Here is a 13,981-nt window from a genome sequence, read left to right as displayed (position 1 = left end):
CGGGTTCGGCCACGCGCCCGGCTCGCGCGGGCCCGATCAGCCCAGGCCGAGCGCTTCCGCTGCTTTGGGGTCACAGTCTTCGAGGAGGTCGAGGCAGCGGGCGTACTCGTCGTGCTCGCCGATGTCGCGGGCGGCTTTGGCGAGGACTGCGACGCATCGGAGGAATCCGCGGTTGGGCTCATGGCTGTACGGGACCGGCCCGAATCCCTTCCATCCGTTACGACGCAACTGGTCCAGACCTCGGTGATAACCGGTACGCGCATAGGCGTACGCGGTGATGGTGGCACCCGATTCGAGAGCGGCCTCGGCGAGATACGCCCACGCGATCGACGCCGTCGGATGGGCCGCAGCAACCGTCTCGGGAGCCTCGTGATTCAGCAGTGCGGATTCGGCCTCGTCGTCGCCGGGCAACAGCGTTGGTTGAGGTCCGAGCAGATCACCGAAAGAAGTCATGGCGCTCATTGTGCCCCTACGTCACCCAATCGTGTCCGAACACCCCCGGCGGCGCTCACGCTGCGCTGCACACGCGGTCGATAGGCTGCCAGCTGACGAAATTTCGGACTTACAGCTTTCGAGGAATTCGGTGAACGAGGGAGAACGCATGTCGGACGAGAAGAACAATGCGACCCCCGAGGCCGACACGACCAAGATCGACCTGAACAAGAAGAAGCCGGCCGACGAATCGACGGACGCCCCCACCGAGAAGATCGCTGCACCTGAAGCCGATTCGCCGGTAGCTGCGCCTCGAAAAGCCGAGCCCCAGAAGATCACGCCCAAGAAGATCGCGCCCAGAAAGATCGAACCGCAGAAGGCTCGGCCGCAGCAGGTCGGACCACGCCGCGTCGGACCGCCGGCTGCGGAACCGAACAAACCGAGTCACAAGAAGTGGTGGGCGGCTCTGGTGGCCGCGGTAGTCGTGATCGCGGCAGTGGCCGCCGGTGCGTACCTGCTGATCGACCGCACGAGCGTCGAAGACTCCCCGGAAGCGCAGATTCGCACGACGGTCGAGTCGTTCACCAGGGCGCTGGCCGCTGGAGATCTGGCCACGCTGCGCAGCACGTCCTGCGGAGACCTGGCGACGTTCTATCGCGACATCCCGGACACGGAGTTCGCCGACGTGCATCGGGTGTCCGTGGAGCAGGGCAACATCCCGACCGTCGACAGCATCGACGCCATCCAGGTCACCGACGACACCACGGCGATCGCTCAGGTCATCGCCCACACGGACGCCAACCCGAACGATCGCTCGCCGCGCACCTTCGACCTGAGCCTCGACGGCGATCAGTGGAAGGTGTGCAGCTGAGTACCCATGTGAGTGGAACTTCGTAGTGGGCTACGAGGTTCCGCTCACATGGGGCGCAGCCGCTTATCCGGCGCTGACGCTGCGTCCGGCCGACTTCAGGTCGTTGCAGGCCTCGATCACACGGGCCGTCATTCCGGCTTCTGCCTTCTTGAGGTAGCTGCGCGGGTCGTAGGCCTTCTTGTTGCCCACCTCGCCGTCGATCTTGAGCACACCGTCGTAGTTGGAGAAGAAGTGTCCGGCGATCGGGCGGCTGAATGCGTACTGGGTGTCGGTGTCGACGTTCATCTTCACCGTTCCGTACTCGAGCGCCTCTTCGATTTCGCTCTTCGCCGAGCCCGATCCGCCGTGGAAGACGAAGTCGAACGGCTTCGAGCCCGATGCCAGGCCGAGCTTCTCGCTGGCCACACGCTGACCGTCGGCGAGAACGGACGGCTTGAGCTTGACGTTGCCCGGCTTGTAGACGCCGTGCACGTTGCCGAACGTCGCCGCCAGCAGGTAGCGCGAGCCGGCGTCTCCGGCACCGAGTGCCTCGACGGTCTTGAGGAAGTCCTCGTTCGACGTGTACAGCTTGTCGTTGATTTCTGCCTCGACGCCGTCTTCCTCGCCGCCGACGACACCGATTTCGATCTCCAGGATGATCTTCGCGGCCGCAGCGCGGGCCAGCAGATCCTTCGCGATCTCCAGGTTCTCGTCGATCGGCACGGCCGATCCGTCCCACATGTGCGACTGGAACAGCGGGTTCTTGCCGGCGTCGACGCGCTCCTGCGAGATCGCGAGCAGCGGACGCACGTAGGTGTCCAGCTTGTCCTTGGGGCAGTGGTCGGTGTGCAGCGCGATCGTGACGTCGTATTCGGCGGCCACGACGTGGGCGAACTCGGCGAGCGCGACAGCGCCGGTGACCATGCTCTTCACACCCAGGCCGGAGCCGAATTCTGCGCCGCCGGTCGAGAACTGGATGATGCCGTCGCTACCCGCGTCGGCGAAGCCTTTGATGGCGGCGTTGATGGACTCGGAACCCACACAGTTGATTGCCGGGAAGGCGAACTTGTGTTCCTTCGCCCGGCCCAGCATCTCGGCGTAGACCTCGGGAGTTGCGATAGGCACGGCGTCATTCCTCCATTGAAAGTTCGATTGTGTCCTGTGCAGTATGGCAACCTCCGCGCTCGGTGTCGTGCGTACCCGCTCACGTCCCTCTCGGGTGGTTGTCCGTCGAGGGGTGCCGAACAGGCCATCGAGTTCACGGTCGGCCGACACCGACTGTTCAGGAGTTGCCGGTTTCGGCCGGTAGTGTGGGCGCGGTGAGTCTTCTTGCTGCTTCGGAATCGGTGACGACGAATCTGGCCCTGTTGCCCGGTTTCCTCGATCCGGTGAACCTGCTCAATTCCTTCGGTCACTGGGTCCTGATCGGTCTGCTGCTGGTGGTGTTCATCGAGTCCGGCCTGCTGTTCCCGCTGCTGCCCGGCGACTCGTTGCTCTTCACAGCCGGCCTGATCGCGGCGTCGAAGTCCACCGAGATCGAGCCATTCGCGTCCATTTGGACGCTGGTCATCCTGATTCCCATCGCGGCGATCCTCGGCGACCAGGTCGGTTTCCTCATCGGCACCAAGGGCGGTGCTGCCCTTTTCAAGAGCAACGACGCCCGGTTCTTCAAGAAGAAGTACATCGACGAGTCGCACGTCTTCTTCGAGAAGCACGGCCCGATCACGATCATCCTGGCGAGATTCGTACCCATCGTGCGGACGTTCGCGCCGGTCGTCGCCGGTGCGTCGCACATGAAGTACTCGCTGTTCCTGACGTACAACGTCGTCGGCGGCATCCTGTGGGGCGCGGGTGTCACGGTTCTGGGGTACCTGCTCGGACAGATCGCGTTCATCCGCGACCACGTCGACATCATCTTCCTGCTGATCGTCGCCGTGTCCGTACTGCCCATCGTGATCGAGGTCGGCAAGCGCATGATCAAGGCCCGCAAGACTCCACTCGGGGAAGCAGCCGACGCGATCGAAGCCGACGCCCCGGACTCCAAGTCCTGATCGAGAAATTCCGAAAGCGATCGAGCCCGTGTCACTGAGCGCCACAGCATTGACCGCCACCGCACTGCAGACCGTGTCCACCGAGGCCGTCGGCAGTTTCGGACCGCTGCAGTCGGCAGGTCCGCTGGTCGTGTGGGTGATCGTGATGGCATTCGTGTTCATCGAATGCGCGGTGATCATCGGCCTGTTCCTACCCGGTGACTCGATGCTTATCACGGCGGGCATCGTCATGGCGACGCACGCGTCGGGCACCGGCCACATCTGGGCTCTCTCGGTCGGTGCGATGGTTGCGGCGATCGCGGGCAACCAGGTGGGATACATGATCGGCCACCGAACCGGTTCGACGCTGGTGGCCCGCAAGAACGGCAAGTACCTCAACACCAAGAACCTGCACAAGGTCAATCTGCTGCTGGAAAAGCACGGATTCTGGGCGGTTCTCGTCGCGCGTTGGATCCCGTGGGTGCGCACGCTGTGCCCGATGGTCGCCGGGGCGGCGAAGATGGATCACCGTCGCTACACCATCGCCAGCACTCTGGGCGCAATCATCTGGGCACCGGTGCTGCTGCTCGTCGGCTTCTACTTCGGCTCGTTCATCCAACGCATCCCGTGGCTGATGCCCGCGGTGCTGATCAGCATGATCGTGCTGCTGGTCGTCGGAACGGGTCTGGGCATCTGGCAATACCGCAAGGAAATGGCGCGTCCCGAAGAGACGATCGTCGTCGACGAGGTTGTTGAGTAGTAGCCCGGAGCGATTTAAAAACCAGCGGGAGTGCAGCCTGCGGAACGACCTAGAAACCGCGGGAGTGCAGCCTGCGGAACGACCTAGAATCCACCAGCGCAGACGCGGTAGGCCGCTTCCATGAGCATCCAGCCACCGAGTTGGACGGACAGGTCGCGTTCGGGCACCTCGGACGGTCGGACCGTTCCCTCGGCGAAGGTGGCGATGTGCAGGCCCTGCCCCGGGAATCGTGCTTCGCGGGTCCAGTCGGCACCGAACAGTGGGTTGTCCTCCACTTCGAGTCTGTTCTCCCATGCGGCCTCGGCCGAGGCGAGGACGATTGCAGCGGCGACCTCTCGTGCCCGGTCGTCGGCGTCGGTGTCGCCGGGTAGTTCGGTGGCCACCAATGCGAGGTAGCGCGCGAGGATCGGGTTGAACAGGCCCCCGTCTCCCCCGCCGCCGCCGGTGATGACGAGGTTGCGGGTGAGGTGGTTCTCGACGGCGTCGACCAGAGCGTGGACGCGCTGCGCGTGCCTCGGCTCGCCGAGACGGAGTGCGAGTTCGGTTTCCAGGCCGAGTGCGACGCCCTGGCAGTAGCTGTAGATCGCGCGTTCGACCTCGCCGGACTTGCCCGCGTCGACGAGGGCGCGGGTGGAATGCATGCCGTCGAGAATCAGACCGGTGCGCGAGTCACGCAGGGTGCGGTCCATCCAGTCCGACATCTCCTGGGCCCGCCAGAGCCGACCGGTGCGGGCGAGCATGATCGCGGCCGGGCCGTTGGCAGGCGCGTTGTAGAAGTCGGATTTCTTGCGCCACGGGATGCCGCCGCCTTCGGCCGGAGCCCAGGCGTCGAACAGTTCCATCTCGATCTGCTGGATGCCGCTGCGATTTCCGACGAAGTGCTGACGCTGCGCACGTTCGAGGGCCAACCCGAGCCAGGCCATGTCGTCGTAGTAGTTGTTGGTCCAGCCGGTGAGGTTTCGGGTGCGGTGCGCGCGGGTGATCTTCGTCAGGCGTCGTCGACGTTTTGTGGTGAGTTCGCGGTCGGCGGCATCCACTGCGCAGTCGAGCAGGTGTGCCTGCCACCAGTAGTGCCAGCGCAGGAAGGCACGCTCACGCTTGACGGGCGGCCACGCGACGACTCCGAGCGCCGTACCGGGCAGTCCCCACAGCCGACGCATGTGCCGTGCGACGACGGCCCCCTCCGCAGCGTCGGCACGCTGCGACCACAACTCCTGCATACCCGCAATCCTGCCACTACCGTTGCCGAACCGTTACATCCCGTCCTGGTAAGGCCCTGTCTTTACCATGCGGTATCGAGATCGGCGTGGCGACGAATCCACGAGTGCATCGCAATCCCGGCCGCAACACCGGCATTGATGCTGCGTGTCGACCCGAACTGCGCGATCGAGACCGTCATGGACGCGGACTCCCGCGCACTCTCGGAGACGCCGGGACCCTCCTGACCGAACAGCAGCAGGCAGTTGCGCGGCAATTCTGCCGTTTCGATCGGCACCGAGCCCGGGGTGTTGTCGACGGCGACGACGACGAGTCCCTGGTCCTCGGCGAACGCCATCAGCGCCTCCACCGAATCGTGGTGGTGAATGTGTTGGTACCGGTCGGTGACCATCGCGCCGCGACGGTTCCATCGACGCCGCCCGACGATGTGCACCGCCTGCGCGGCGAAGGCGTTGGCCGTGCGCACCACCGTGCCGATGTTCGCGTCGTTCGCGAAGTTCTCGATGGCGACGTGCAGTGAATGACGGCGCGTGTCGATGTCGGCGACTATGGCCTCGCGTCGCCAGTATCGATATGCGTCGACGACATTGCGTCGATCACCGGCGGCGAGCAGTTCGGGGTCCAGTCGCGGGTCGTCGGGCGGCGGCTCGTCGTGGGTGTCCGACCACGGGCCGACGCCGTTCGGGTTCTCACCCCATTCGGTGGGACCGGCTTCGGCCGGTTGGCCGTCGATCTCGTTCTCGCTCAATAGATTTCGTTACTGTCGGGCGCGATCCGGAATCCGTGACCGGTGGCGTCGTTCGCGCACGAGATACCGTTCTCGGCCGAGGTGCAGGTGTAGCCACCCTCGGCGATGGTCGCACCGACAGCCAGCGGCGGATCCATCGACTCGCCACCCGAGGTGTACACCACTCCCCCGGAACACATGAATGCCGCGGGACCGTCGTTGGTCACGCGAATACCGTTGCCCCAGTTGATCATGCAGTCGTCGGGCCGCGGCGGGACCGGGGTGGTCGTGCCTTGACACCCGGCCTCGGTGCGACTCGACAGCGGCACGATGCCGCATTGAAACAGCCCGTCGGGCGAAGTGAAGTAATAGGCCCCGCCGATCGCGGCGTACGTCGTCTGCGGCTCCGCGACCGGTGGGGGTGGTTCGACCGGCGGGGGCGGCGGCGCTTCCGACGTGGTCGTCACCGGCGGCGGAGTCGTGGTCGGTGCGGTCGTCGTGGTGGTCGGCACGGGGGTGGTGGTCGACGACGGAGGCGGCGCTTGCGCAGCCGACTCGCTACTGCAGCCGGTGAGTACGAGCGCCGACCCGATCCCGACCGCGACCGCCCACGCCCGCACCGTTCCGAATCGCACTGTCCCGAATTGTCTTGTCCTGCTCGACCGCACCGTGCTCAGCATGAAGAAAACCCGACCCACCTTTCGACACCTACTGCTCGAAAGACAGACGATACCGGCGCAGCGCCGGCATCGTCCGGTGCGGCGTTCTAGGTGTGGCTCAGACGGCGGTTGACTTCACGGGTGAGCCACGCAGGCGAGAACCGTGAACCGAGCGAGAGCGCCTTGGAGGGCAGCCCGACCGGGAAGTGCACCTTGTGCAACCGGCGCTTCACCGGACGGGTGGCGTCGAAGATCGCGTCGGACACATCTTTGACGGTGAGCTTGATGCCCAACGAGCTCGTGGTGCCCGTCGAGATCTTCTCGGTCATCGCCGTCTGGACGAACAGCGGCCACATGGCCTTGACCGCGATGTCGTACTTGCTCCATTCGAGATCCAACGCCTCGGTGATGCCGCGCACCGCGAACTTGGATGCGCCGTACGTCACCAACTCGGGCTGACCGTAGATGGCCGAGGCCGAGCACAGGTTGACGACCTGCGCGCCCGGGGTGTCCCTGAGGTAGGGGAATGCAGCGTGGGTGCCGTAGACGACGCCGTTGACGTTGATGTCGATCTGGCGGCGATGCACCGAGAGCGGCATGTCTTCGAAGGCCCCTGCAGCGAGGATCCCGGCATTGTTGATCAAGATGTCGAGTCGACCGTCACCCTCGGCAACGAACTCCTTCAACCGGGTTTCCCACTGGTCGGAGTTGGTTACATCCAAAGTACCGGTGAACACCCGACCGCTGAGCGAAGCAGCTTCCTTGCCGAGTGACGCCAAACCGGTCTCGTCGATGTCGTACGCACCGACGAGGTAACCGTTGGCAGCGAACTTGAGTGCCGTTGCACGGCCGATGCCGGCCGCGGCACCTGAGATGAAGACAGTTGGTCGAGTCACATCGATCACCGTACATGTAACCCTACTTACGAGTAACCCCCAATCTCCGATCGATCGAACGCCGTCTCCCGACGGCACAGGAGTACCGAAGTGAACGACTCGAGGATCGTGCGAGCCGTCGTCGTCGTGGCGATCGGCTATTCGATAGTGCTGGCAGTCTGGATCGGCTGGCTCGTGGACAAGACCCCGCCCGGCACGTTGCCGTACCAGTTGGCAGCCCTGGTGGCCGGATTCGGCGCGGCCCTCGGCCTGGCCATGATGATCGCCGGACGCCCCACGCGCGAGCAGAAGGATCTGATCGAACACGGCGTCGAGGGGTGGGCGACGGTGGACGCGATCCGGCGCATCGACGACGACACCGCCGAGCTCGACCTGGAGTTCACCGTGCCGGGCTCGAGCAGCTACTTCGGCAAGATCGTCTACGGCATCCCCCGAGCCGACACCGCACACTTCGAGCCGGGCACGGTCATCGCCGTTCGAGTGGACCCGGCCCATCGAGAGCGTGTTCTGCTGCTTCCCCGTCACGGCGTCGACGAGTAGTGGCCAGGGCGTCGACGAGGAGCATCTGAGCGGCCACGTACGTGGACAGGATCACCGCCTCCGCCGTACGGCGCTGCCGTTCGTCGGTGAGGAACAGTCGTCGGTGGACGATCAGCGCGTCGGACAGCGTGAACAGGATGCCGCCCACGACGAGCCGGCGATCACCTCCACGCGAGACCGACCGCGCAGACAACGTCGACGTCGTCGCGAGCACGCCGCCGTAGGCCGACAGGGTCGGGGCAACCGCCGGTTGGCGTCGAGCCAGCAGGATCGACGCGGCCAGCCAGCCCGCGTATCGCGGAACGGCGTCCAGCAGAACCGGTCGCGCACCACGACGCCACAGCAGAAACGTGTAGCAGCTCTGCATGACTCCGAATGCCGTGGCACCGAGTTCGAGCGCCGAGTCGTCGTCCGGGTCGATCAACAGCACGTCGCCGATGGTGGCTGCGACCAGCCCCGTCGCCAGCACCCGGTCGTGTACCGGATCGAGGGCGGTGGCCAATGCAGGAACGATCAGCGGCTTGGCGATCTTCTGCAGCCGTGCCGAGCCCGTCCACGCCCCGAGCACTGTCACCGCACCTGCTACCGACGCGGCAACGCGGGCACATCCCACCCGATCGATGTTCACTTCCGACCTTTCCGGGGCGAATCCGTCATAACGACCGTCACATGTGACCCTGACCCCTATCGCTTGATACTCGCAGTGAGCGTGGGCATCGTGGACAGGTCGGTCGGATCATTTTCGAAAGCACTGGGGACCATCATGCGCCGCAAACTCACCGGGCACACTCGCATCGCAGGTGACGAGGTCGCCGGCTACCCCAATCCGCTTCTCCGCGCCTGCGACCTTCGCCAGGCACAGATCAAGCGCTGGGTCGTCACCCTGTTGATCGTCATGGCGCCGTTCTCGCTGTGGATCGGCACCGGTGCCTACTCCGAGCAGCAGCAACGACTCGATGAGCAGCGCACGTCGATTCACCAGGTGACGGCCACCACGACCGATGTCGCAACCGTGGCACCGACTGCCGCGACCAGCTTCGACTCCACCAACGGTGCCGCCGTGACGGCCGTTCCCTCGCAGTGGGTCTACCGAGGCGTCGAGCACACCGGCCGCGTCAGCGTCGACACCGGGTCGCCGGTCGGTACGACCGCTCAGATCTGGGTGAACGACGCCGGCGAGCTGAGCCTGCGGCCACTGACCTCGTCGGATGTCGTCGCTGCCGCGATCTTCAGTGCTGTCGGAAGTTGGATCCTGGCGGCCACTGCGCTGATCGGCTTCTACTACGTCATGCGCTTCCGTTACGACGGGCGCCGAAACGCCGAGTGGGATCGCGAGATCGCCGATCTACTGAGTCGACACTGACCGCTCTCTTCCCCCGAGCTCACCCCACCCGATTTCAACGGCCGGCGAGCCTCGCGTTGCGATAGATAGTTAGTGTATGTAACAATAAACCGGTGAGCCATTCCCACGACGACCTCAAAGATCTGGTCTCGGAGCTGGTCACCAGTTCGTCACGCTTCGTTCGCTTGGCTGCCCGATTCGGCAGCGAAGAATGGCCCAGAGCGTGGATGCGGGCACTGTCGCTGCTCGAGGAGTATCAGCCCCTGCGCATCAGCACCTTCGCCGAGTTGGACCGATGCTCGCAGCCCTCGGCCACGGCACTGCTCGCGAAGTTGGGCAAGAACGGCCTGGTGACCAAGACGTCCGACCCCGACGACTCGAGGGCCGTGCTCGTCGAGATGACCGAGGCCGGCCATCGGTGGCTCGCCGCGAGTCGCCGTCACATCGTCGACGGACTCGTCCCGTACCTGTCCGACCGAGACCCGGAACAAATCCAGAAATTGACCGACGGCCTGAGCGAGCTTCGCAGCATCCTCGAACCCGTCGATCGCGAAAAGAGAGGAACTCTTTCGTGACCACCAGCACCTCCCCCGACAGCCTGCTGAAGCAACCGCGCGCAGTGTGGGCCGTCGCGTTCGCCAGCGTCATCGCCTTCATGGGCATCGGTCTCGTCGACCCGATCCTCAAGCCGATCGGCGAACAACTGCACGCCTCGCCGTCTCAGGTGTCGCTGCTGTTCACCAGCTACATGCTCGTCACCGGCGTCGCGATGCTCATCACCGGCGTCGTGTCCAGCCGATTCGGACCCAAACGCACGCTACTGGCCGGCCTGGCCGTCATCGTGGTCTTCGCCGCCCTCGCCGGCATGTCCGGTTCCGTCGGCGAGATCATCGGATTCCGCGCCGGCTGGGGACTGGGCAATGCCCTGTTCATCGCCACGGCACTCTCGACCATCGTCGGTGCAGCATCCGGCGGCGTCGCTCGCGCGATCATCCTCTACGAGGCCGCACTGGGCATCGGAATCGCGACCGGCCCGCTGGTCGGCGGCCTACTCGGCGGATTCAGCTGGCGCGGACCGTTCTTCGGCGTCGCGGTACTGATGGCCATCGCGTTCATCCTGCTGATCGTCATGCTCCCGGACACCCCCAAGCCCGCGCACACCACGTCGATCCTCGACCCGTTCCGGGCACTGCGACACCGCGGACTGCTGACCGTCGGCATCACCGCACTGCTCTACAACTACGGCTTCTTCACCCTGCTGGCGTACACCCCGTTCCCCCTGGACATGGGCACCTACTCGATCGGTTTCATCTTCTTCGGCTGGGGCCTCTGCCTGGCCGTGGCATCGGTGTTCATCGCACCGAGACTGCAGCGGGCCTACGGAACGCTGAACATGATGATGCTCTCGCTCCTGCTCTTCGCCGTCGACCTCGGCGTCATGGCGATGTTCACCGAGAACAAGACCGTCCTGATCGTCGGAACCGTCGTGGCCGGCCTGTTCCTGGGCGTCAACAACACTCTGATCACCGAGACCGTCATGATCTCGGCACCGGTGGAGCGCTCGACCGCGTCGGCGGCCTACAGTTTCGTCCGCTTCACCGGCGGTGCCGCCGCTCCCTACCTGGCCGGCAAGCTCGGTGAATCCAACATGCACGTCCCGTTCTGGGTCGGCGCGGCCTGCACGGCCCTGGCCATCGTCGTCCTGGCGACCGGCCGAAAAGTCCTCTCCCACGTGGACGAACACGAGCCGGCACCACACAGCATCGACGAAGCCCGCGCGGTGACAGTAGGCGACTGAGCCTTCCGATCAACCGCTGGATCCGACGGCCGAGAGCATCACTCTCGGCCGTCGGCGTGTATCAATGGCCTCATTCGTCACATCCGTCTCATCAGTAACACTTTGGTAACCAATACCTCAGTAAAGGACTTTTCGGTTCGATGTACCGTCCGGTTGGTTTACGGTCACGTCATCACGGTTGTTCGTGTGACTCACCAACAACACTCGTTCCGCGTGGGAGGACGGGTGCGCGCAGCTCACTGCTGCCACTGACCGAAGGGCCACAATCTCCATGTCGCAGAAGTCGATCGCCAGGTCCAAGAAGGCGCGCCTCGCCGCAGCCGGGGCCGCCATGGCACTGTCCCTGTCCATCGCCGCACCGGGAATCGCCAGTGCTCAGGAGCCCAGTACGCCGGAAAGCTCCGAGGTTCAAGCACCGGCGGGCGAAGAATCCGAAGGCGTCGAACCCGCCGCTCCCACAGGCCAACAGGGTGCCGCAGTAGAAGGATCGGGCACCGCAACAGCCGAAGGACAGATCGACGCTCCTGTCCCGGCCGTCACGTCCGAGGACGCAGCCGCGGCCGCCGCAGCCGCAGTCCCGACACCCGAAGCCCCCTCCGCCGTTCGTCCACTGCCGCAGATCACCGGCGGCGTCGTGTTCAACGAAGACGGCACGGCCACAGTCAATCTCGACGTCATTCCGCAGTTGTCCGACGCCGAGAAGAAGGCGATCGCCGACGCCGAGGCCGCCAGCAAGGAAGCCGCAGCCGCATCGGCTGCCGCCCAGGTACGACTCGAGACGGCCAAGGCAGCCGAGGCCACCGCGAGCACCGACGCCACCAAGGCAGAAGTTGCTGCTGCCGAGGCAGACGTCAAGGCCAAGGCCGCCGTCACGGCCGCCTCGAACGCCAAGGTCGAGAGCGCAGCAGCGAGCGCAGCGGTCACCGCAGCGAAGAACACCGCTGCCGAACTGAAGACCAAGGCCGACGAAACCAAGGCCGCCGCCGACAGCGCTGCAACAGTCGCAGCCGAGGCAGAGGCGAAGGCGAAAGAGCTCGAAGCCGCAGCCGTCTCGGGCGACCCCGAGGCCACCGCCGCAGCCGAGGCGGCTCGCGCAGACGCCGACGCGAAGGCCGAACTCGCCGCCACCGCCAAGGTCGAAGCCGACGCATCGAACAAGGCGCTCGCGGATTCCGTTACCGCTGTTCAGGATTCGTTCAAGAACTTCAACCTCACCAAGGTGACCGCTGCAGTTCGCGCTGCCGCTGCCACTGCCGCGAAGTCGCTGGCACTGAACATCGAGGCTCAGACCGCTGCCGCAGTGGCTGCAGTGGCCGAGCAGAACGCGAAGAACCTCGAAGCCGCAGCCGAGGCCGCCGCAGGTGAAGACACTGCATCCGAGAAAGCCGCAGCCGACGCCCGCACTGCAGCCGACGCAGCAAAGGCCGATGCCGACGCCAAGGCCGAGGCGGCAACCGCTGCCCAGGCTGCACTCGATTCCGCGCCGTCGGACGCCGATGTCGCCGAGTTGCAGGCCAAGGCCGACGCAGCCGCAGCGGCACTGGTGACGGCGAATACGGCCGTCGAGACGGCGAACGCCGACCTGCAGGCCAAGACCGACGCAGCCGCGACCGCCAAGACCAAGGCCACGGAGGCAGCAGCCACGCTGAAGACGGCTCAGGACGCCGCAACGGCCGCCAAGACCGAAGCCGACGCCAAGGCGAAGGCCGAGGCCGATCTCAAGGCCGAGGCAGCCGAATTGGCAGCCAGCGGACCGAAGTTCGAGTGGACCATCAACCTCGGCAACACCGTGAAGGAAGACGTACCCGTCACCGAGGTCGACGAGAACACCGTCGTCGTCGACAAGACCGGAGTCTCGCTCGTCGGCGTCAAGAACGAGGACGGATCCTTCACCGTCGCGGACTACTTCACCACCGACGACAACGGCGTCGTCAGCGTGGCCGGAGAGCTCCCGCCGGTCGATCTGGCACTCGGCGATTCCTCGAACGAGGCGTCGGGCGCTTCGGACAGCTCGTCGAACACCCCGGTGATCCTGGCCGGTGTCGGCGTGGTCGTCGTCGCAGCTGCCGGTGGCGCGTTCTACCTGCGTCGCCGCAGCTCCACCGATGCCACCTCGTAACACCCGCTGGCTGTGGACGGCGATCCTGACGTTCGTTCTTCTCGTATCAGGTTGTGCGAGTGACGAAGTCGGGATCGCCGCACCCGATCGTTCGCCGGTGCAGTCACAGATCTCGGGGGCTGCACCGACGGGCGATGTCGCCCCCTCTCGACCGGAGTACATCGAGCTGCGCTCGGCGGACGGGTCGACCTATCTGAGCAGTCCCATTCATCCGGACCCCCTCTATCGCGGCGGGGAAAGCGGGCAGGTGCTGAACCCGGTGGACGAACTACCGGCCTGGTGGGCCGAGAGTGGCATGCCGGGCACCTCGACCGAGCAGACGGTAGTTGTTGCCGGACACAACTATTCGAAGCGGGACGCCCCGTTCAAGGCATTGCGGGTGGTAACCCCTGGCGACACCGTTGTGCTGCGTACCTCGAGCGGCACCTTGGAATACGCAGTCGAAACCGTAGGACCCCTGCCGAAGGGATCACTGTTGGCAGACAACGAACTGCGCAAATCGGTACCCGGTCGATTGATCCTGGCCAACTGCGACGTCCAAGGCGGCGAGCCTACCGACGACAACTTCGTCGTCGTCGCGCAGTTGATTCGCTGAAACAGGCTTGTAGAC

16 protein-coding genes are annotated in these 13,981 nt (G+C 65.1%); 9 read left to right on the top strand and 7 right to left on the bottom strand.

What is annotated here, in order from left to right; translation table 11 throughout:
* Window positions 1-36: 36 nt before the first annotated feature.
* Window positions 37-453 carry a DUF3151 domain-containing protein gene (locus ASH04_RS02355; protein WP_027494301.1) on the bottom strand — a complete coding sequence of 139 codons (417 nt, stop codon included), beginning with the start codon at window positions 451-453 and terminating at the stop codon, window positions 37-39.
* A gap of 148 nt (window positions 454-601) precedes the next feature.
* Between ASH04_RS02355 and ASH04_RS02350 the strand changes: the two genes are divergently transcribed.
* A complete protein-coding gene (locus ASH04_RS02350; protein WP_156394450.1) occupies window positions 602-1,303 on the top strand; it encodes an Rv0361 family membrane protein in 702 nt (233 codons plus the stop codon).
* Window positions 1,304-1,366: 63 nt separating this feature from the next.
* On the opposite strand, the gene fbaA is transcribed toward ASH04_RS02350, so the two are convergent.
* Window positions 1,367-2,407, bottom strand: a complete 1,041-nt coding sequence (fbaA, locus tag ASH04_RS02345) for a class II fructose-bisphosphate aldolase (protein WP_027494302.1) — start codon at window positions 2,405-2,407, stop codon at window positions 1,367-1,369.
* A gap of 185 nt (window positions 2,408-2,592) precedes the next feature.
* On the opposite strand from fbaA, the gene ASH04_RS02340 reads away from it, so the two are divergent.
* Together ASH04_RS02340 and ASH04_RS02335 are read left to right on the top strand one after the other, a co-directional pair.
* Window positions 2,593-3,333: a VTT domain-containing protein gene (locus tag ASH04_RS02340; RefSeq protein WP_371828753.1), complete on the top strand. Its 741-nt coding sequence runs from the start codon at window positions 2,593-2,595 to the stop codon at window positions 3,331-3,333.
* A gap of 73 nt (window positions 3,334-3,406) precedes the next feature.
* Complete coding sequence (locus tag ASH04_RS02335) at window positions 3,407-4,072, top strand: DedA family protein (protein WP_027494304.1); 666 nt, start codon at window positions 3,407-3,409, stop codon at window positions 4,070-4,072.
* An 83-nt stretch (window positions 4,073-4,155) separates the two neighbouring features.
* Here ASH04_RS02335 and ASH04_RS02330 read toward each other — a convergent pair whose 3' ends face one another.
* From ASH04_RS02330 to ASH04_RS02315, 4 genes are all read right to left on the bottom strand, one after another.
* Window positions 4,156-5,292 carry a glycoside hydrolase family 76 protein gene (locus tag ASH04_RS02330; protein ID WP_057472651.1) on the bottom strand — a complete coding sequence of 379 codons (1,137 nt, stop codon included), beginning with the start codon at window positions 5,290-5,292 and terminating at the stop codon, window positions 4,156-4,158.
* 62 nt (window positions 5,293-5,354) lie between these two features.
* Window positions 5,355-6,038 carry a TrmH family RNA methyltransferase gene (locus ASH04_RS02325; RefSeq protein WP_048316524.1) on the bottom strand — a complete coding sequence of 228 codons (684 nt, stop codon included), beginning with the start codon at window positions 6,036-6,038 and terminating at the stop codon, window positions 5,355-5,357.
* Window positions 6,035-6,697, bottom strand: a complete 663-nt coding sequence (locus ASH04_RS02320; RefSeq protein ID WP_370878753.1) for a DUF6636 domain-containing protein — start codon at window positions 6,695-6,697, stop codon at window positions 6,035-6,037. Before ASH04_RS02320 ends, ASH04_RS02325 begins: the two co-directional genes overlap by 4 nt.
* Window positions 6,698-6,783: 86 nt before the next feature.
* Window positions 6,784-7,572 carry an SDR family oxidoreductase gene (locus ASH04_RS02315; protein ID WP_027494308.1) on the bottom strand — a complete coding sequence of 263 codons (789 nt, stop codon included), beginning with the start codon at window positions 7,570-7,572 and terminating at the stop codon, window positions 6,784-6,786.
* Between the two features lie 90 nt (window positions 7,573-7,662).
* Here ASH04_RS02315 and ASH04_RS02310 point away from each other — a divergent pair, with 90 nt between their 5' ends.
* Window positions 7,663-8,112: a hypothetical protein gene (locus ASH04_RS02310; RefSeq protein ID WP_027494309.1), complete on the top strand. Its 450-nt coding sequence runs from the start codon at window positions 7,663-7,665 to the stop codon at window positions 8,110-8,112.
* Here the strand turns inward: ASH04_RS02310 and ASH04_RS02305 are convergent.
* On the bottom strand, window positions 8,039-8,734 hold the full coding sequence (locus ASH04_RS02305; RefSeq protein ID WP_048317257.1) for a lysoplasmalogenase: 696 nt from the start codon (window positions 8,732-8,734) through the stop codon (window positions 8,039-8,041). The genes ASH04_RS02310 and ASH04_RS02305 overlap by 74 nt on opposite strands.
* A 141-nt stretch (window positions 8,735-8,875) precedes the next feature.
* Here ASH04_RS02305 and ASH04_RS02300 point away from each other — a divergent pair, with 141 nt between their 5' ends.
* The 5 genes from ASH04_RS02300 (at window position 8,876) to ASH04_RS02280 (ending at window position 13,966) form a co-directional block, all read left to right on the top strand.
* On the top strand, window positions 8,876-9,475 hold the full coding sequence (locus ASH04_RS02300; RefSeq protein ID WP_057472650.1) for an Rv1733c family protein: 600 nt from the start codon (window positions 8,876-8,878) through the stop codon (window positions 9,473-9,475).
* Window positions 9,476-9,567: 92 nt separating this feature from the next.
* On the top strand, window positions 9,568-10,029 hold the full coding sequence (locus ASH04_RS02295) for a MarR family winged helix-turn-helix transcriptional regulator (RefSeq protein ID WP_094622811.1): 462 nt from the start codon (window positions 9,568-9,570) through the stop codon (window positions 10,027-10,029).
* Window positions 10,026-11,252 (top strand): MFS transporter, encoded by a 1,227-nt coding sequence (locus tag ASH04_RS02290; RefSeq protein WP_057472648.1) that lies wholly within the window; start codon window positions 10,026-10,028, stop codon window positions 11,250-11,252. The genes ASH04_RS02295 and ASH04_RS02290 overlap by 4 nt, the downstream gene beginning before the upstream one ends.
* Window positions 11,253-11,523: 271 nt before the next feature.
* Window positions 11,524-13,371, top strand: a complete 1,848-nt coding sequence (locus ASH04_RS02285) for a hypothetical protein (protein WP_057472647.1) — start codon at window positions 11,524-11,526, stop codon at window positions 13,369-13,371.
* A gap of 97 nt (window positions 13,372-13,468) precedes the next feature.
* The gene (locus tag ASH04_RS02280) at window positions 13,469-13,966 is read left to right on the top strand and encodes a class F sortase (protein ID WP_235579901.1); all 498 of its coding nucleotides are present in this window, start codon (window positions 13,469-13,471) and stop codon (window positions 13,964-13,966) included.
* Window positions 13,967-13,981: the final 15 nt, after the last annotated feature.

The organism is Rhodococcus sp. Leaf233, assembly GCF_001426165.1.
In the GTDB taxonomy this organism is placed as follows: domain Bacteria; phylum Actinomycetota; class Actinomycetes; order Mycobacteriales; family Mycobacteriaceae; genus Rhodococcoides; species Rhodococcoides fascians.
Note: the sequence above shows the minus strand (reverse complement) of the source record. Positions and strands in the feature narration are given on the sequence as shown.

Bases quoted from the DNA above. Each gene is read 5' to 3' on its own strand.
- ASH04_RS02300 (WP_057472650.1), top strand. From the start codon at position 8,876: ATGCGCCGCAAACTCACCGGGCACACTCGCATCGCAGGTGACGAGGTC.
- ASH04_RS02350 (WP_156394450.1), top strand. From the start codon at position 602: ATGTCGGACGAGAAGAACAATGCGACCCCCGAGGCCGACACGACCAAG.
- ASH04_RS02285 (WP_057472647.1), top strand. From the start codon at position 11,524: ATGTCGCAGAAGTCGATCGCCAGGTCCAAGAAGGCGCGCCTCGCCGCA.
- ASH04_RS02355 (WP_027494301.1), bottom strand. From the start codon at position 453: ATGACTTCTTTCGGTGATCTGCTCGGACCTCAACCAACGCTGTTGCCC.
- ASH04_RS02330 (WP_057472651.1), bottom strand. From the start codon at position 5,292: ATGCAGGAGTTGTGGTCGCAGCGTGCCGACGCTGCGGAGGGGGCCGTC.
- ASH04_RS02320 (WP_370878753.1), bottom strand. From the start codon at position 6,697: ATGCTGAGCACGGTGCGGTCGAGCAGGACAAGACAATTCGGGACAGTG.